15 protein-coding genes and 2 tRNA genes are annotated in these 17666 nt (G+C 69.3%); 13 read left to right on the top strand and 4 right to left on the bottom strand.

Annotated features, from left to right (window positions below; genetic code table 11):
- Positions 1-122: 122 nt before the first annotated feature.
- From pdhA to DDE10_RS03405, 5 genes are read left to right on the top strand one after another with little or no spacing between them, the layout of a single operon-like run.
- A complete protein-coding gene (gene pdhA / locus DDE10_RS03425; RefSeq protein ID WP_114951284.1) occupies positions 123-1193 on the top strand; it encodes a pyruvate dehydrogenase (acetyl-transferring) E1 component subunit alpha in 1071 nt (356 codons plus the stop codon).
- Positions 1193-2623: a pyruvate dehydrogenase complex E1 component subunit beta gene (locus DDE10_RS03420; protein ID WP_114951283.1), complete on the top strand. Its 1431-nt coding sequence runs from the start codon at positions 1193-1195 to the stop codon at positions 2621-2623. The genes pdhA and DDE10_RS03420 overlap by 1 nt, the downstream gene beginning before the upstream one ends.
- Positions 2624-2667: 44 nt before the next feature.
- Positions 2668-3174 (top strand): TMEM70/TMEM186/TMEM223 family protein, encoded by a 507-nt coding sequence (locus DDE10_RS03415; RefSeq protein ID WP_162806257.1) that lies wholly within the window; start codon positions 2668-2670, stop codon positions 3172-3174.
- 22 nt (positions 3175-3196) lie between these two features.
- On the top strand, positions 3197-3853 hold the full coding sequence (locus DDE10_RS03410) for a squalene/phytoene synthase family protein (RefSeq protein ID WP_114951281.1): 657 nt from the start codon (positions 3197-3199) through the stop codon (positions 3851-3853).
- 58 nt (positions 3854-3911) lie between these two features.
- Entirely contained in the window at positions 3912-4346 is a 435-nt protein-coding gene (locus DDE10_RS03405) for an EF-hand domain-containing protein (protein WP_114951280.1), read from the top strand.
- A 58-nt stretch (positions 4347-4404) separates the two neighbouring features.
- Here the strand turns inward: DDE10_RS03405 and trmFO are convergent, their stop codons facing one another.
- Entirely contained in the window at positions 4405-5772 is a 1368-nt protein-coding gene (gene trmFO / locus DDE10_RS03400; protein WP_114951279.1) for a methylenetetrahydrofolate--tRNA-(uracil(54)-C(5))-methyltransferase (FADH(2)-oxidizing) TrmFO, read from the bottom strand.
- A gap of 46 nt (positions 5773-5818) precedes the next feature.
- Between trmFO and DDE10_RS03395 the strand changes: the two genes are divergently transcribed.
- The gene (locus tag DDE10_RS03395) at positions 5819-6250 is read left to right on the top strand and encodes a DUF488 domain-containing protein (protein WP_114951278.1); all 432 of its coding nucleotides are present in this window, start codon (positions 5819-5821) and stop codon (positions 6248-6250) included.
- Positions 6251-6347: 97 nt separating this feature from the next.
- Here DDE10_RS03395 and gyrA read toward each other — a convergent pair whose 3' ends face one another.
- On the bottom strand, positions 6348-9134 hold the full coding sequence (gene gyrA, locus DDE10_RS03390; protein ID WP_114951277.1) for a DNA gyrase subunit A: 2787 nt from the start codon (positions 9132-9134) through the stop codon (positions 6348-6350).
- A gap of 285 nt (positions 9135-9419) precedes the next feature.
- Here gyrA and DDE10_RS03385 point away from each other — a divergent pair, with 285 nt between their 5' ends.
- From DDE10_RS03385 to DDE10_RS03355, 7 genes are all read left to right on the top strand, one after another.
- Positions 9420-10712 carry a hypothetical protein gene (locus DDE10_RS03385; RefSeq protein ID WP_114951276.1) on the top strand — a complete coding sequence of 431 codons (1293 nt, stop codon included), beginning with the start codon at positions 9420-9422 and terminating at the stop codon, positions 10710-10712.
- A gap of 44 nt (positions 10713-10756) precedes the next feature.
- Complete coding sequence (locus tag DDE10_RS03380) at positions 10757-12073, top strand: hypothetical protein (protein ID WP_114951275.1); 1317 nt, start codon at positions 10757-10759, stop codon at positions 12071-12073.
- A 186-nt stretch (positions 12074-12259) separates the two neighbouring features.
- Positions 12260-13954, top strand: a complete 1695-nt coding sequence (locus tag DDE10_RS03375) for a sensor histidine kinase (protein WP_114951274.1) — start codon at positions 12260-12262, stop codon at positions 13952-13954.
- 73 nt (positions 13955-14027) lie between these two features.
- Positions 14028-14102, top strand: a tRNA-Ile gene (locus DDE10_RS03370).
- A 129-nt stretch (positions 14103-14231) separates the two neighbouring features.
- Positions 14232-14308, top strand: a tRNA-Pro gene (locus DDE10_RS03365).
- A 171-nt stretch (positions 14309-14479) separates the two neighbouring features.
- Positions 14480-14881, top strand: a complete 402-nt coding sequence (locus tag DDE10_RS03360; RefSeq protein WP_114951713.1) for an MAPEG family protein — start codon at positions 14480-14482, stop codon at positions 14879-14881.
- Between the two features lie 89 nt (positions 14882-14970).
- Complete coding sequence (locus DDE10_RS03355; RefSeq protein ID WP_114951273.1) at positions 14971-16389, top strand: amidohydrolase family protein; 1419 nt, start codon at positions 14971-14973, stop codon at positions 16387-16389.
- A gap of 54 nt (positions 16390-16443) precedes the next feature.
- Here DDE10_RS03355 and DDE10_RS03350 read toward each other — a convergent pair whose 3' ends face one another.
- Both DDE10_RS03350 and DDE10_RS03345 read right to left on the bottom strand, forming a co-directional pair.
- Positions 16444-16977, bottom strand: a complete 534-nt coding sequence (locus DDE10_RS03350) for a hypothetical protein (RefSeq protein WP_114951272.1) — start codon at positions 16975-16977, stop codon at positions 16444-16446.
- 96 nt (positions 16978-17073) lie between these two features.
- Complete coding sequence (locus DDE10_RS03345) at positions 17074-17457, bottom strand: acyl-CoA thioesterase (RefSeq protein ID WP_114951271.1); 384 nt, start codon at positions 17455-17457, stop codon at positions 17074-17076.
- Positions 17458-17666: the final 209 nt, after the last annotated feature.

The raw sequence follows: 17666 nt of genomic DNA, 5'->3' as shown, positions 1-17666 counted from the left end.
GTCCCGCAACCTTCCTCACGCCTCGGCATTGACCGTGCACGCTTCCGGGCGTTGCGCCCCGCCGGGTTTGCGGCCATAGAGCCGCCAGCCAGTCGCCTCGAGAACAGAAAGGGTTGTGGAGAGTGGCAAAATCTGCATCGGCACGTGCCGCATCGGCCAAGAAAGCTGCGCCGGCGGCGCCGCCGCGTCCCAATCGCGAGAGACCGCCGGAGCCCGAGCGCTACCAGGCGGGCCGCGAGGAGCTGCTCGAACTCTACAAGCAGATGCTGCTCATCCGCCGCTTCGAGGAGCGCGCGGGCCAGCTCTACGGCCTCGGCCTGATCGGTGGCTTCTGCCATCTCTATATCGGCCAGGAAGCGGTCGCGGTCGGCCTCCAGTCGGCGCTCGACGACAAGAAGGATTCGGTGATCACCGGCTATCGCGACCATGGTCACATGCTCGCTTACGGGATCGATCCCAGGCTCATCATGGCCGAACTGACCGGCCGTGCCGCGGGCATCTCGAAGGGCAAGGGCGGCTCGATGCACATGTTCTCGGTCGAGCATAAATTCTATGGCGGCCACGGCATCGTCGGGGCCCAGGTCAGCCTCGGCACCGGCCTCGCCTTCAAGCACAAATATGCCGACGATGGCGGCGTCTGCCTCGCTTATTTCGGCGACGGCGCCGCTAATCAGGGCCAGGTCTATGAGAGCTTCAACATGGCCGAGCTGTGGAAGCTCCCGATCATCTACGTGATCGAGAACAACCAATATGCGATGGGAACCAGCGTCAACCGCTCGTCGGCCGAAGATCAGCTCTACCGTCGCGGCGAGAGCTTCCGAATTCCCGGGATACAGGTCGACGGCATGGACGTGCTCGCCGTCCGCGGCGCCGCCGAGACGGTGATCGACTGGGTACGGTCCGGCAAGGGTCCGGTGCTGCTCGAGCTCAAGACCTACCGCTATCGCGGCCATTCCATGTCGGATCCGGCCAAGTACCGCTCGCGCGAGGAAGTTCAGGCGGTCCGCGAGAAATCGGATCCGATCGAGGCGGCGAAGCGGGAGCTGGAATCGCTCGGGGTGACCGAGGACGAGCTCAAGGCGATCGACAAGGAGACCAAGGCGATCGTCGCCGAGGCCGCCGATTTCGCCGAGCAGGCGCCGGAGCCGGACGGGTCCGAGCTTCACACCGACATCCTGGTCGGGAGCTACTGATGCCGATCGAGCTGAAGATGCCGGCCTTGTCGCCGACCATGGAGGAGGGCACGCTCGCCAAGTGGCTGGTCAAGGAAGGCGACAGCGTCGCATCCGGCGACATCCTCGCCGAGATCGAGACCGACAAGGCGACGATGGAGTTCGAGGCGGTCGACGAAGGCACGATCGCGAAGATCCTCGTCGCTGAAGGCACGGACGAGGTGAAGGTCGGCACCGTCATCGCGCTCATCGCCGGCGAGGACGAGAACGCAAGTGACGTCGAAGCCGGCGCTGCTCCGGCCCCGGAAGCCAAGGCCGACACGGGCGCGGTCGAACAGCCGAGCGACCAGAAGACCGAGCCCGAGGCGGACGCGCAAGCGACTCAGGTCCAGATGGAGACGGGCGCGCGCGATCTCGTCGCCTCGGCCGAAAAGACCGAGGTGCAGCCCGAGGTGCCCGAAGGGACTGAGATGGTCCGCACGACCGTGCGCGAGGCGCTGCGCGATGCCATGGCCGAGGAGATGCGCCGCGACGACCGCGTCTTCGTCATGGGCGAGGAGGTCGCGGAATATCAGGGCGCCTACAAGGTGACCCAGGGCCTGCTCGAGGAGTTCGGCGCGCGCCGGGTCATCGATACGCCGATCACCGAATATGGCTTTGCCGGCGTCGGCACCGGCGCGGCGATGGGCGGCCTGCGCCCGATCGTCGAGTTCATGACCTTCAATTTCGCCATGCAGGCGATCGACCACATCATCAACTCGGCGGCGAAGACGAACTACATGTCGGGAGGCCAGATGCGCTGCCCGATGGTGTTCCGCGGCCCCAACGGCGCGGCCGCCCGCGTCGGCGCCCAGCACAGCCAGAATTATGGGCCCTGGTATGCCGCCGTCCCCGGGCTGATCGTCATCGCCCCTTATTCCGCGGCCGACGCCAAGGGCCTGCTCAAGGCGGCGATCAGGTCCGAGGACCCGGTGGTCTTCCTCGAGAACGAATTGCTCTACGGCCAGAGCTTCGAGGTGCCGAAGCTCGACGACTATGTCCTGCCGATCGGCAAGGCGCGGATCGCGCGCGAGGGCAGGGACGTCACCCTGGTCAGCTATTCGATCGGCGTCGGCGTCGCGCTCGACGCCGCGGAGACACTCGCCGAAGAGGGGATCGACGCCGAGGTGATCGATCTCAGAACCCTGCGTCCGCTCGACCGGGAGACCGTGCTCAAGAGCCTCGCCAAGACCAACCGGATGGTCTGCGTCGAGGAAGGCTGGCCGGGCTGCTCGATCTCCTCGGAGCTGATGGCGATCGCGATGGAGGACGGCTTCGACGATCTCGACGCGCCGGTACTTCGCGTGACCGATGCCGACGTGCCGCTGCCTTATGCCGCCAATCTCGAGAAGATGGCGCTGGTCAAGGCCGAGGACGTCGTCGCCGCGGCGAAGAAGGTCTGCTACCGCTAGTCGCTCGTCCTCCCCGTTCCCGGGAGGAGGTGGATGTCGATCCCATGATCCAGCTCTACCGTGCCGGCGCGCAGCTCACCAAGGTGCGCGGCCTGATGCTCTTCTCCCTCGTCTGCGCGCTCGGCACCGCCTGGTGGGGCTGGGACCTGTTTCGCACCTACGGCTCGCTGCCGGGCGACGGCGGCGTGCTTGCGCCGCTCGGCACCCGGCTCGCAGTGGGAATCGGTGTCGCCTCGATCGGCATCCTGTTCGCGCTGGGCATGGCCGCCTATGGCCGGATCTATGTGAGCGTTCTCGCACTCGACGAGCCGAGCGGAACGCTGCGGGCGAGTACCGTCCGCTTCGTCGGCAGCCGCGCGCTGATCGTACCGCTGACCGACGTGTTCGGCTCCAACTATCGCGCCGGGCGGTTCGTCAATCCCGCCGGCGTCTCGGTGAACGCCCCCTGGATCTCGGTGCGAGTGAAGGGGCGCCGCTGGCCGCTCATCGTCGACGCGCAGGGAGAGTTCACCGATCGAAGCCTCGTGGCGCGGGTGCTGAAGTTCCGCTGATCGTGCGCTAGGAGCGTCGCGGATGACGCTCGATCTCGATCCTGAGCGCCGGCTGGCGCTCGCTTACGTCCCGGCGGCGCGGCGCGCTGCGGTCGAGGCCTTGTGGCGCCTCGACGTCGCTTTGGCCGACGTGCTGGCGACCGGCCGCGATCCGATGATCAGCCGGATCCGACTGGCCTGGTGGCGGGAGTCGCTCGAGAAGCTGGATCGGGAGCCGCCGCCGCCCCAGCCGGTTCTCGAGGCGGTCTCCGTCCACCTCCTTTCCGCCGGCCTGCCCGGCGCCGCCCTGGCCGGCTTGGAAGAAGGCTGGGCCGTCCTTGCCGATGCGGAGTCCCTCGACGCCGACGCGCTGGAGACTCATGCGGTCCGTCGGGGCGGGCTCCTGTTCGCGCTCTCGGCGCGCCTGCTCGGCGGCGATCCGGCGGCGGCGGCGGGAAGCGGCGAGGCCTGGGCGCTGGTCGACCTTGCCCGGCACAGCAGCCGGCAGGAAGAGGCCGAGGCGTCGCTGGAGGCGGCGCGGCGCCGCGGCGATCGTCGGCCCTGGCCGGTCGCCCTGCGTCCGCTCGGCATGCTCGCCGCGCTCGCACGCGGCGATGCCGAGGCCGGGCTGCCGCTCGCCCCCCAGGCTTCGCCGCGGCGCATGCTGCGGATGATCGGACATCGCCTCACCGGCCGCTGATCGGGCTTGGTGGCTGCCTGCGCCTGGTTTAGCCTCTGCCGGATCAGGGGAGGACGCGATGCTGCGATTCGTCGCCGGCGTGGGATCCGCTTTGCTGCTCGTGGCCGCCGGCTTTTTCCTGTGGAAGGGGCTGGCCCAGGACGAGGAGGCTCCGGTGCCGCCGGCGCCGGAGGCGGTCGCGGCATTGCCCGACGAGCCGCGTCCGCCCGTGCCGCCGGCTGCCGACGAACGCACCAAGGAGGAGCGGCGCTTCGACCGGGCCGACCGCGACGATGACGGACGGATCACCCTCGAGGAACTCTATCACCCACGCCGGACCGCCTTCGCCCGGCTCGACACCAATGGCGACGGCCGCCTGGCGTTCGAGGAATGGGCGGTGAGTACGTCGGAGAAATTTGCCCGTGCCAACGCGAACCGCGACACCTTCCTGACCCGGGAGGAATTCGCCACCACCGCGCCCCCGCGCCGGGCGCCGAGACGGTGCGCCTGCTGACTTGCCGGGCGCTGTCCGACCACTGGCGAGCCGCCTTCAACGGCCCGCCCTCCACCTCTCACACGCGTTCCATCGCCTCGTTCCCGATCGCCGCCTGCCATTGGCCGAGATCGCGGCGGGCCCGGTCGGTATAGAGCTTCTTGCGATCGGCCTTGCGGGCCCGGCCCTCGACCGGCGGGAACAAGCCAAAATTGACGTTCATCGGCTGGTAGCTCTTGGCATCGGCACCGCCGGTGATATGGCCGAGCAGCGCGCCTAGCGCGGTGGTCGGCGGCGGCGCGCCGATCGCCCGTCCCGACAGCTCCGCCGCGGCGAAGCGGCCGGCAAGCAGGCCCACGGCGGCCGACTCGACATAGCCCTCGCAACCGGTGATCTGGCCGGCGAAGCGGATGTGCGGCGCCGCCTTGAGGCGGAGGGTGGCATCGAGCAATTGCGGCGAGTTGATGAAGGTGTTGCGATGGAGGCCGCCGAGCCGCGCGAACTCGGCCTGCTCGAGCCCGGGTATCGTCCGGAACAGCCGCACCTGTTCGGCATGCTTAAGCTTGGTCTGGAAGCCGACCATGTTCCACAGCGTCCCCAGCGCATTGTCCTGCCGGAGCTGGACCACCGCATAGGGCCACCGTCCGGTGCGCGGATCGTCGAGGCCGACCGGCTTCATCGGCCCGTAGCGCAGGGTATCGACCCCGCGCGCGGCCATCACCTCGATCGGCATGCAGCCCTCGAAATAGGGCGTGCTCTTCTCCCATTCGCGGAACTCGGTCTTCTCGCCGTCGATCAGACCTTGATGGAAAGCGAGATACTGCGCCTTGTCCATCGGGCAGTTGATATAGTCCTTGGTCTCGCCCTTGTCCCAGCGCGAGGCCATCCAGGCGATGTCCATGTCGATCGTGTCGCGGTGGACGATCGGCGCGATCGCGTCGAAGAAGGCGAGGGCGTCCGACGCGGTCGCGCGGCGGATCGATTCCGCCAGCGGCGCCGCGGTCAGCGGGCCGGTGGCGACGATCGTAGGGCCGCTCTCCGGAAGCGCGTCGACCCGCTCGCGCACCAGCTCGATCATCGGGTGGGCGGCCAGCCGGCGCGTCACCTCGGCGGCGAAGCCTTCTCGGTCGACGGCGAGCGCCGTTCCGGCCGGCACCCGGTGCGCGTCGGCCGCCGCCATGATCAGCGATCCGAGCGCGCGCATCTCGGCATGGAGGAGGCCGACCGCATTGTTCTCGGCATCGTCCGAGCGGAAGCTGTTCGAGCAGACCAGCTCGGCGAGCGCGTCCGTCTGGTGCGCCGGAGTCATCTCGACGCCGCCGCGCATCTCCGACAGCCGGACCCGCACCCCCGCCTGCGCGAGTTGCCAGGCGGCCTCGGAGCCGGCAAGGCCGCCGCCGACGATGTGGACCTGGTGGGGGGACTTCGCTTGGAGCTGGGCGTTCATGGCTGGGCCCTCTAGTCGGATCAGGGGCAAGGAGGAAGGCCGCCGCATGCGCATCTTCACCATCGGCTATGAAGGCGCCACCCAGGATGAGCTGATCGCGACGCTCACGTCGGCCGGCGTCGAGCGGCTGATCGACGTGCGCGCGGTGCCGCTGTCGCGAAAGCCCGGTTTCTCGAAGAATGTCCTTGCCGCCGGCCTGAAGGAGGCGGGCATCGACTATGTCCACCTGAAGGCGCTCGGCACGCCGCCCGACGGCCGCGAGGCCGCCCGCAAGGGACGGATCGGGGAGATGCGCCGCATCTACGCGGCGCAGCTCGAGACGCCCGAGGCCGGAATTCAGGCCGCGCAACTGGCGGAGCTTGCCGCAGAGAAGCCGTCGGCCCTGCTCTGCTTCGAGCGCGATCCCGCCGGCTGCCACCGCACGCCGCTGCACGAGGCTATCCTTCGCGGCGCGGAGGTGGTGGACCTGTACGTCTAGCTCCTCCCCAGCTCTGCTGGGGAGGGGGGAGGGGTAAGCGACGCGCTACGGCGCACCAAGGCATCGCTCCCCATCGCACGGCGATGGAGAGGAACCACTATTCCTCTCCCTCGCCCTCCTGGCTGTCCGGCAGCGTCTCCGGACCGGTGCCGTCGTCGAGCTGGACCCGGTCGCCCGGCGCGGCATCCTGGCCGGCCATCTCCTCCGCGATCTTCTCCTCGGCCTCGTTCTCCGGCTCCTCGTCCTCGTCGATGCGTGCGGCGGAGACGACGTGCTCGCCGTCGGCGACGCTGAACAGGGTGACGCCCTGGGTGTTGCGGCCCATGATCCTGATGTCGCCCACCATCGTGCGGATCATCTTCGCCTGATCGGTGACCAGCATGATCTGCTCGCCGTTGCGGGCGGGGAAGCTGGCTACGACCGGGCCGTTGCGCTCCGACGTGTCGATGTTGACGATGCCCTGGCCGCCGCGATTGGTGCGGCGATACTCGTAGGCCGAGCTGCGCTTGCCGTAACCGTTGGCGGTGACGGTGAGGATGAACTGTTCCCTGTCGGCGAGTTCCGCCATCCGCTCCCGCGACAGCTGGCATTCGCCCTCGCGTTCGCCCTTCCAGGGGGCGAAGCGCAGATATTCCTCTTTCTCCTCCTGGGTGGTGCCGACCCGCCGAAGGATCGACAGCGAGATGACCTCGTCGCCGCCGGCCAGGGTCATGCCGCGCACGCCGGTCGAGGTCCGGCTCTGGAACTCGCGGATGTCGGTGGCGGCGAAGCGGATCGCCTTGCCGCCGCGGGTGGCGAGCAGGACGTCGTCCTCCTCCGTCAGCAAGGCGACGCCGACCAGGCTGTCCTCGCTGCCCTCGTCGAATCGCATCGCATACTTACCCGCGGTCGGCACGTTGGCGAAGGCGTCCATGCTGTTGCGGCGGACGCTGCCTTTGGCGGTGGCGAAGACGACATGGAGATCCTTCCACTCCGCCTCGTCCTCCGGAAGCGGCAGCACGGTCGAGATGGTCTCGCCCTCGGCCAGCGGCAGCAGGTTGACCATCGGTCGCCCGCGCGCCTGCGGCGCCCCCTCCGGCAGGCGCCAGACCTTCAGCCGGTAGACCTTGCCGTGGGTCGAGAAGAACAGGACGGGGGTATGCGTGGAGGTCACGAACAGCTCGGCGACGGCATCCTCGTCCTTGGTCGCCATGCCGGAGCGGCCCTTGCCGCCGCGACGCTGGGCGCGGAATGCATCGAGCGGGGTGCGCTTGATATAGCCACCCATCGTCACGGTGACGACCATCTCTTCGCGCTCGATCAGGTCCTCGTCGTCGATGCCGTCGGCGGCCGGGGCGATCTCGGTGAGCCGCGGCGTCGCATAAGCCGTGGCGATCTCGTCCAGCTCCTGGCGCATCACGGCATAGAGCTTGACCCGGTCGGCCAGGATCTCGAGCAGGCCGGCGATCGACGCCGCCAGCTCGCGCAGCTCGCCGCCAATCTCCTCGCGCCCGAGCGCGGTCAGGCGGTGCAGGCGCAGCTCGAGGATGGCGCGGACCTGGGTCTCGGAGAGCCGGTAGCGGCCGTCCTGCACCTCGTCCTCGACCGCCTCCACCAGGGCGATGTAGGGCGCGATCTCCTCGATCGGCCATTCGCGGGCGAGCAGCGAGGCGCGCGCCTCGGCCGGCGACGCCGACGCCCGGATGATGCGTACCACCTCGTCGAGGTTGGTGACGGCGATGACCAGGCCGAGCAAGATGTGCGCCCGCTCGCGGGCACGCGCCAGCTCGAACTTGGTGCGCCGGGTGATGACCTCCTCGCGGAACTGGACGAACGCGCTGATGATGTCCTTGAGGTTCAGCGTCTCGGGCCGGCCGCCCCGTATCGCCAGCATGTTGGCGGGGAAGCTCGACTGGGCGGGGGTGTGTCGCCACAGCTGGTTGAGGACGACGTCGGGCGTCGCATCCCGCTTGAGGTCGATGACGATGCGGACGCCCTCGCGGCTCGATTCGTCGCGAATGTCCGAAACGCCCTCGATGCGCTTGTCCTTGGCCGCCTCGGCGATCCGCTCGACCAGGCCGTTCTTGCCGACCTGATAGGGGATGGAGGTGAGGACGATCGAGCGGCGGTCGCCGCGGCCTTCCTCGACCTTGTGGCGGGCGCGCATGATGATCGAGCCGCGGCCCGTATTATAGGCGGAGCGGGCCCCCGCGAGGCCGAGGATCAGGGGCGCGGTCGGGAAGTCGGGGCCCGGAATATGCTCCATCAGCCCTTCGATGCTGATGGTCGGATCGTCCATATAGGCTTTGCACGCGGCAATGACCTCGCCCAGATTGTGCGGCGGGATATTGGTCGCCATGCCGACCGCGATGCCGCCGGCGCCGTTGACCAGGATGTTGGGGAATCGGGCGGGCAGGACCTGTGGCTCGCGCTCGGACCCGTCGTAATTGGGCTGGAAGTCGACCGTGTCCTTGTCGATGTCGTCGAGCAGGGCATTGGCGACGCGGGCGAGCCGCGCCTCGGTGTAGCGCATCGCCGCCGGCGGATCCGGATCCATAGATCCGAAATTGCCCTGGCCGTCGATCAGCGGAACCCGCATCGACCAGTCCTGGGTCATGCGCGCGAGTGCGTCGTAGATCGAGGAATCGCCGTGCGGGTGATATTTACCCATCACGTCGCCGACCAGGCGGGCCGACTTGCGATAGGGACGCCCCGCGACGAAACCGGCTTCCTGGGCGCCGAAGAGGATGCGGCGATGGACCGGCTTCAGGCCGTCGCGAACGTCCGGGAGGGCGCGCGCGACGATCACCGACATCGCATAGTCGAGATAGGAGGTCTTCATTTCCTCGACGATGGAGATCGGGGAAATGTCGCTGGGTTCGATGGTCGGCGGTGCGCTGGCCAATTTGGGTTCCTGATTCTATGGGCGTCGAGCGCCGCGAGGCGCGGCGTGCGGACCGGCTCTAGCCGAAGGGGCGGGCGGGCGCCACCCCGCGCGCACGCCTGCGCGCGCGAGGAACGGCATCGCGGGCGCCTCCGTCGGGCATCCGGCAAGTCGTTGCTTTCGCGCCGGCTTTCGGCCTGCCGCAGTTCAAGGGGCGTTCATTGCCCGGCCCCTAGAAAGCCCGTGGCAATGACGGTAGAAGCCACCGCCCGCGACCGTCGCGGGCGGATCAGGGAGACGCCATTCATGAGGGTTTCGAAGTTGGCGCTGACGGCGGCATCGATGGTCTGCGGCGCGGCGATCCTCGCTTCTCCCGGCCTGGCCCAGCCGGCGCCCGCCGGTCACACCGTCTCCCTCACCCGCGACGAACGGCAGGCGCTGCAGGCGCTGGAGGCGGCCGCGCGCGGCACCGATCGCGCCGCCCAGGACGCGGCCTTGGCGGCGGCGCGGGCGGCGGCGCAGAGCAACGATGCGCGTCATGCTCTCGCCCATTACCAGCTCGAGATCGGCCGTGCCCGGCAGGACGCCCAGATGACGGGCCAGGCGGTCGACGCGCTGGTCAGTAGCGGACTCGCGACCCGCGAGGAGATGCCGTCGCTGCTCGCCAACCAGGCGGCGCGGGCCTTCTATGCGGGTCAGCACAATCAGGCCGAGCGTCTGCTCGCCCGCGCCGTCGAGCTCGATCCGCAGAACGCCGCAGTCACCGCCGAATATGCCCAGATGAAGTCGCAGATCGGCTCGGCGCTCGTCCGCGGCGGCCGCAATGCGGAGGCGCAGGCCCAGTTCGCTGAATCCGTCACCTTGCTCCAGCGGGCGATCGAGCTTCAGCGTGCCGCTGGCCAGCCGGTGCCGGAAAGCTGGTACAAGCGGGCCGTCGCCTTGGCCTTCGATCACAATCTCGGCCCGCAGGGCGTCGCCCTCGCGCGGGAGATGGTGGCCGCTTATCCAAACCCCGCCAACTGGCGTGACGCGATGATGGTCTATCAGCGCGCGGTCCAGGCCGATCCTGCGCTCGACCTCGACGTCCGGCGCCTGCTCAGGGCCGTCGGCGCCCTCGCCGGCGAGCGCGATTATCTCGAGTTCGCCGAGGCGCTCGGTCGGGCCATGCCGGGCAATGCGACCACCTATGCCGACGAGGTCAAGGCAGTGCTCGACGAAGGTGTCGAGCGCGGCATGCTTTCCTCGACCGAGCCGCGCGTGCGCCAGCTCAACACGTCCAACAACCGCAAGGCGACGACCGCGCGCTCAGGTCTCGGGCGCCTTCGCACCCAGGCGCTCGCCGCGGCGACCGGTACTCCGGCCCGCGAGGCGGGCGACGCCCATTTCGGCTTCGGCCAATATGCGGAAGCGGCCGAGCTCTACCGCGCTGCCCTTCAAAAAGGCGGCGAGGACCCCAATCTCGTCAATACGCGGCTCGGCGCGGCACTGGCTTTGGCCGGACAGCGCGCAGAGGCGGAGACGGCGCTTCGGGCCGTCACCGGGCCACGCGCCGACCTCGCCGGCTTCTGGCTGGTCTGGCTGGCCCGCCGCCCCGCCTGACGGCAGATGAACATGACCCCCCGCACGACAGGAGACGATTTTCGATGAAAGCTTCGATGGCGGCGCTGACCGCAGCGCTCATCACGGGTGGAGCCGTGCTGGCCTATCCGGCGCCGGCCGACGCCCAGGCGTTCGAATCGCTGCGCAACCGGCAGCGCTCGCAGCCGAACCAGCAGCAGCAACAGCAGCAGGATCAGGACCAGCAGACGACCGCGACCAATGCGGCCGGCCGCGAATTCCAGCTGAGCCGCGCTGAACGCGAAGCGCTGGTGCCGCTGTCCGAGGCGGCGCGCGCCCAGAACTGGGCTGCCGCACAGGCGGCGCTCCCGGCGGCGCAGGCAGCGGCCCAAGGCGCCGATGCCCGCTTCCTCGTCGGTCAGATTCAGCGCGTTGTCGGCATCGGTCTCAACGATGCCCAGTTGCGCGCCCAGGGCATAGACGCGATGATCGCCTCCGGTGGTGCCCCGCAGACCGAGCTTCGCGCGCTCTATGAGGAGCAGGGCCGTCTCGCCGCCGCCGCCAATGACAATGCCAAGATGGACCAGGCGTTCAACCGCCTGCTCGAGGTGGCGCCGAACGATCCCGAAGTGATGGCGCTCGTCGCCCAGAGCCGGGTCGAGCGCGACAGCGCCGCGGCCCTGCGGCTCTACCAGCAGGCGATCCAGGCCCGCCAGCAGGCCGGTGGCGAGGTGCCGGAGCTGTGGCGACGCCAGGTGCTGGCGCTCTCCTTCCGCGCCCGCAGCCCGGAGGCGCTCGGCCAGGCGCGTGAGCTGCTCGCCGCCAATCCGACCCCGCAGCTCTGGCACGACACGATCGTCATCTATCGCGAGCTCAACAATGTCGGCGAGGACCAGCATCTCGACATCTATCGGCTGATGCGCGCCGCCCAGGCGCTCACCAGCGAGCGCGACTATGTCGAATATGCGGAGGCCGCCAACAGCGCGGCCATCTTCGGAGAGGTCAAGTCGGCCCTCGAAGAAGGCTTGGCCCGCAACGCGATCAGCGCCGGCAACACCGGTTATGCCCGGCAGATGCTGCAGGCCGCAAGCGGCCGTGTCCAGGAAGATCGCGCCTCGCTCGCCCAGGAGAAGTCCGCGGCGATGGGCGGCAATGACGGCCGTCGCGCGCTTCGCGTCGGCGACGCCTTCTACGGTTATGGCGATTACGCGCAGGCGGCCGAGCTCTATCGCGCCGCCCTGCAGAAGGGCGGCGTCGACGCCAACCTCGTCAATAACCGTCTCGGCGCGGCGCTCGCGCAAGCCGGACAGCGGGCGGAAGCCGAGGCCGCTTTCCGCGCGATCACGGGCCCGCGCACGGAGCTTGCCAATCTCTGGCTGCTCTGGCTCCAGCGGCGCGGCTGACGGCGCGCAGCACCGATAGGGAAGGGCGCCGGAGCGATCCGGCGCCCTTCTCGATTCCGGAAGAGCGGCCTGCCGTCCCGACCGTCCCGAATTGCGACGGGATCAATTCGCCCCTTCCGCGCCCGGCTCCCCGGGTCTACCTCGTGATTTCCACCGCGTGAGAGCCTCTGACGGCCGGGATCGAGGATGCGCTTCGACGACACCATCGCCACCGTCCTGGCGCAGCCGGCCGACCGTCCGGAGCGGCTTGCGGCGCAGTGGCGCCAGCTCGTCGACCTTCTCGCCCAGGGCCGTGCCGGCGCCGACCTGGACGAAAGCGGCAGCGCCTTCGTCTGGCTGCGCGAGCATCGCATCGCGATTGCTCCCGCGCTCAGACGCGAAGCGGCCTGCGCCCTGGTCGGTCTCGGCGTCGCTCCGGATCTCGTCGCCTATTTCGCCGAGGACACCCCGTTCGTCTCGGGGCCGCTGCTCGCCGGAGTCCGGCTCGAGCCCGGCGAGTGGCTTTCCTTGCTGCCGCGCCTCGGCCCCACGGCGCGTTCGCTGCTGAGGCACCGCCGCGACCTCGCGCCGGAGGTCCGCCACGCACTGGCCGCCTTCGGTGCGAGCGACTTGGTGATCGAGAAGAAGGAAGGGCTCGCCGCTCATGCTCCCGCGGCCCCGCCTTCCGGCGAAGCCGCGCCGCCGGCCTCCGCCGGGGCTGAGGCCGAAGAGTCCCAGATCCAGGAGCTGGTCGATCGGATCGAGGCGTATCGCCGGCGTCAGGATGGCGAGCGCGAAGCCCATCGCGCGGCGCGAGAGGCGGCTCCTGCCGACGGCTTTCGCTGGGAGACCGGCGCCGACGGCATCATGCGGTGGATCGAGGGGGCGCCGCGTGAGCCGCTGGTCGGACAGAGCATCGCCACCATTGCCGCGCTCGGCCAGTTCGGCGTCGACGGCCAGGCCGCGGGGGCCTTCGAAAAGAGGTCGCCGTTTCGCGACGCCCGCTTCAGCGTCGCCGGCGAAGGCCCGGCCTCGGGCGACTGGCGGATTTCCGGGGTGCCTTTCTTCGATCCCCATCGCGGCAGCTTCCTGGGCTATCGCGGCACCGCGCGCCGGCCTCGCCTCGACGAGATCGCCCATGCCGCCGCCGAGGCGCCGCCCACCGGCCTGTTCGGCACCCGCCTCCCGCCCGATGCGCTGCGCCAGCTGGTCCATGAGCTGCGGACGCCCTTGAATGCGATCGTCGGCTTCGCCGAGATGATCGAGGGCCAATATATGGGTCCTGCGGCAGCCACTTATCGCGGCCGGGCGGCCGGCATCATGGACCAGGCGCGGCGGCTCCTGTCCGCGGTTGACGATCTCGACACGGCGGCGCGCCTAGAGACCGACCGGCTCGCAATGGATTCCGGCGCGGTCGACGCCGGCACCCTGCTCGGCCGCCTCCACGAATCCTACGGGCGGCTCGCCGCCCAGCGCGGCACCCGCCTGACCCTCGACCTCGCAGCCGGGCTGCCGCCGGCCGAGGTCGAGGCGGCGACGGCGGAGCGGATGTTCTCGCGGCTGTTCGCGGCGACCATCGGCCTGGCCGCCTCCGGCGAGACGATTGCCTGCGCCTTTGCCACCGCGTCGCGCGGCGGCCGGCCGATGCTGTGCCTTTCGCTCGATCGTCCGCAGGCGATCGATGGGCTCGACGAGCGCGCTTTGCTCGATCCGGGATACAGCCCGGACGGCGACTGGCCGGACGCTCCGGCGCTCGGCCTCGGCTTCGCGCTGCGGCTGGTGCGCAATCTCGCCGAGGCGGTCGGCGGCGCCCTCCTGATCGGCGAAGAGCGCATCTCGCTCTTCCTGCCGACGCTGGTCGAGGCCCCGCCGGCGGCGGGTCAGGGCGAGGGCGGTGCCTGAAAGGCCCTTCGGTCGAACGAATTTGTGGCGGCCCTCTCCGGCATTCGCTATCGAGCACGAGGCTTCGGGGTAAGGGCCTGTAGCTCAATGGTAGAGCCGGCCGCTCATAACGGCTAGGTTGCGGGTTCGAATCCTGCCGGGCCCACCAGAACCGTAGACGGCGCCTGCGCTGTTTGCCCCAGTGCGGGCGTACAGGAGGCCGCTCCATCGCTGCTCTACGCAACACCCGAACGATCCGAGTTGCCGGGCCGTCGCCGACGCCCTACCTAGGCGCCGTCGGGGAGTAGCGCAGCCTGGTAGCGCATCTGCTTTGGGAGCAGAGGGTCGCAGGTTCGAATCCTGTCTCCCCGACCATCGATCGGAAAGACGAGTCTTGTGGCCTCGTCTTTCCGATCGATCCGGCCGCGCCGCGCCTCCCGATCGTGGCTTCGCTCGGACCACATGCCGCTCCGTCCGATGGCGCACCTCCCTCTGGACGCACTCCTCATCCTCGCCGATAGTCTCATCGAACAGGGAGGCGGCCCCATGAACATCGAGCTCATCGTCCTCGCCTGGGGCTGCGTCCTCGGCGTCGCCCACATCTTCGCCGCGGTACGGGTGAAGACGCGGCAATATGGGGTCGCATGGAACATGGGCGCGCGCGACGAGACGCTGCCGCCGCCCGAGCCGATCGTCGGCCGCCTCGCCCGGGCGCAGGCCAATTATTTCGAGACCTTTCCGATCGCCGCGGCGGCCATCCTGATCGTCAGCATCGCCGGCCTCAGCACGTCCTGGACGGAGATCGGCGCCCTGACCTGGCTCGGCGCCCGCATCCTCTATCTCCCCGTCTATGCCGCGGGCATCCCGAGGATCCGTACCCTCATCTTCCTCGCCAGCTGCGTCGGCATCGCGATGATCCTCTGGCCGGCATTGTTCCACTGGATCTGACCGCCGCGGTCGGCGGTCGTCTCTTCCACTTCCTTGCCCGCGGGCCCGGCGCTGCCTAGGATCGCCAGGAACCGACAGGAGGCGAACCTATGTCCCGCCAGCGTTCCCGCGATTCCGTCCGCCAGAGCCTCAGGTCCTTCCTCGCCCTGATCGGGCTATGCCTGTCCGCCTTGGGCTCGACGGCCTGTGCCCAGCCCGGCGAAGCTCCGGGAGGCACGACCGCCTTCGTCGGCGTGAACGTCATCCCGATGGACCGCGAGCGAGTGCTCGAGAACCAGGTCGTGATCGTTCGCGACGGCCGGATCGTCTCCGTAGAGCCGGCCGCCGCGGCGCAGGTGCCGGCGGACGCGCGGCGGATCGATGCTGCCGGACGCTGGCTGATGCCCGGTCTGGCCGAGATGCACGGGCACGTGCCGGGCCCCGAAGATCCGGGCTATGCCGAGGATGTCCTGTTCCTTTACGTCGCCAACGGCGTGACCACCGTCCGCAGCATGGCAGGCCATCCTGGGCTGCTGGCGCTGCGCGAGCGCATCGCCGGCGGCGATCTGCTCGGGCCGACGCTCCATGCCGCCAGCCCCTGGCTGAGCGCGGAAGCGGCGGCGACGCCGGAGGCCGCCCGCGCGATCGTCCGCCAGCACCGCCAAAGCGGCTACGATCTGATCAAGATCGGCAGCCTGCCGCGGGACGCCTATGGGGCGATGGCGGAGGAGGCGCATGCGATCGGCCTGCCGTTCGGCGGGCACATCCCGCAGGATGTGGGCCTGGTCGGTGCGCTGGAGGCTCGGCAGGCGTCGATCGATCATTTCGACCGCTATGTAGAGTTCATGGTCCCGCAAGACCGGATCCCGGCCGGGCAGGAGCCCGGCTTCTTCGGCAGCGGCTGGGTCGGCCTGATCGACGAGGGCCGCATCGCCGATGCCGTCGCGCGCACCGTGGCGGCAGGGACCTGGAATGTGCCCACCTTGAGCCTCGTCGAGCATCTCGCCTCATCCGAGCCTGGCGAGGCCATGATCCGGCGGCCTGAGATGCGCTACATGCCCCGGCGCGTGCTCGACGGCTGGGCGCAGGCGAAACGCGAATTTCAGGCCAGCGCGACGTTCCAGCCCGAGGCGGCGCGTGCGCTGGTCGATCTTCGCCGACGTCTCCTTCATGCGCTTCACGAGGCCGGCGCCCCGATCGCCCTCGGATCCGACGCCCCGCAATTCTTCAACGTGCCGGGATTCTCCATCCATCACGAGATGGGGATGATGGCCGCGGCCGGGCTCAGCCCCTATGCCGTGCTGGAATCGGGCACGCGAAATCCCGCGCGTTATTTCGGCACGCCGGACGCATTCGGGACGGTGGCGCCCGGGCGCCGCGCCGATCTGATCCTGCTCGAGGCCAACCCGCTCGAGGATCTCGACAACGTGCAGCGCCGGGTCGGCGTCATGGTGCGCGGCCGGTGGCTTCCGGAAGCCGAGATCCAGGCCCGGCTGGAGCAGATCGCCCGCGACGCTGCCGCTTCGTGAACCGGCCCGTCCACAGGCGACGGCTCGCGCGCCGCTGATCCGGGCCGACGACTGTCAGAGCCCCTGGCTCTCCAGCACCTGGGCGTCGCTGCCCAGCCGGTGCAGGAAGGCGCGGCGCTCGGAGCTGCCCTGTCGCAGCCGCCGCAGCTCCCGCTGCTGAGGCTCGGTCAGCCGGAACTGGCGGTAGCCGAGCTCGCGAAGGCAGACGGCCAGCGTGTCATATTGCATGTCGGAGAGTTCCCGGATCTGCCGGTCGACGCGGTAAGCCTCCATCGTCCGGTTGAGATCCGTGTTGACCGCGACGGGGGAGGCAGCGTCGGTCGCCGACGGCCCGGTGACCCAGCTTGCCTGCGCCGCATTGTCCAGCGCGCGCGAGGCCCGGATGAGGGTCCTGACCTGGTCGGTGCTGGTGATGTCCTGATTGACCGCAATCCGAGCGCAGGTGATTCCGTCGGAATGATATTGCTCGAGGCTCACGCCGGGCTTGCCCCAGCTCGTCTCGCGCGGCGCGTTGCGCGGCGTTACCTGAGCGCTGGCCTGGGCAGCGGCGAAGGTGAGAAGGACGGTCGCGAGGAATGCACGGCGCATGACGCGTCTCCTGTCAGCTGACATAGCCGAATAGCACAGCTATGGTCGCCCGAACAGTCCAGGAGCCGAGGACGTTGGCGGCGGGCGGGCGCAATCCTATTCCGGAAGGAACCTCGCCACGACCTCGCGGGCCAGCCGCGCCGGCCGCTTCGAACCGGCGTCGAGACAGCACCAGCTGCTCTTGACCTCGGCGATGACTTCCTCGCCGCGACGGATGACGGTGCTGAAGAAGGCCCTCGCGCCCTGCATCTGCTCGGCCATGACGTCGGCGACGACCGCGTCGGTGAGGAAGGCCGGCTTGCGGTAGGTGATGTCGTGCTTGAGCGCGACCCAGAGGTGCGAGGCGACGGCCTCGGCGGGGGCGACCTTCTCCCAGTAGCGGGTGACGGCCTCCTGCACCCAGCGCAGATAGACCGAATTGTTCACATGCCCCATATGATCGATATCGGCTGGGGCGATGCCGATCGGGTGACGGAACATCCTGGGCCTCTTCAAAATTCGACAATGGCGATAACTGACAATAGTGTCAATAACATGACGCGCGCCGGCGAGGGGAGCTGCGCATCTCGACTCCGGCTGCCGCGCCCGACGCGTCGCTTGTCGGCGTCACCTTGATCGGCCGTCACGCACCGGGCTCGCGCTCCCACCTTCGTCCAAGGCGCGCGACGAGCGCGAGCAGGGGAGGGCGT

The sequence above is a fragment of the Sphingosinicella terrae genome, from assembly GCF_003347635.1.
Classification (GTDB): Bacteria; Pseudomonadota; Alphaproteobacteria; order Sphingomonadales; family Sphingomonadaceae; genus Allosphingosinicella; species Allosphingosinicella terrae.
This window is presented reverse-complemented; position numbering and strand designations above follow the sequence as displayed.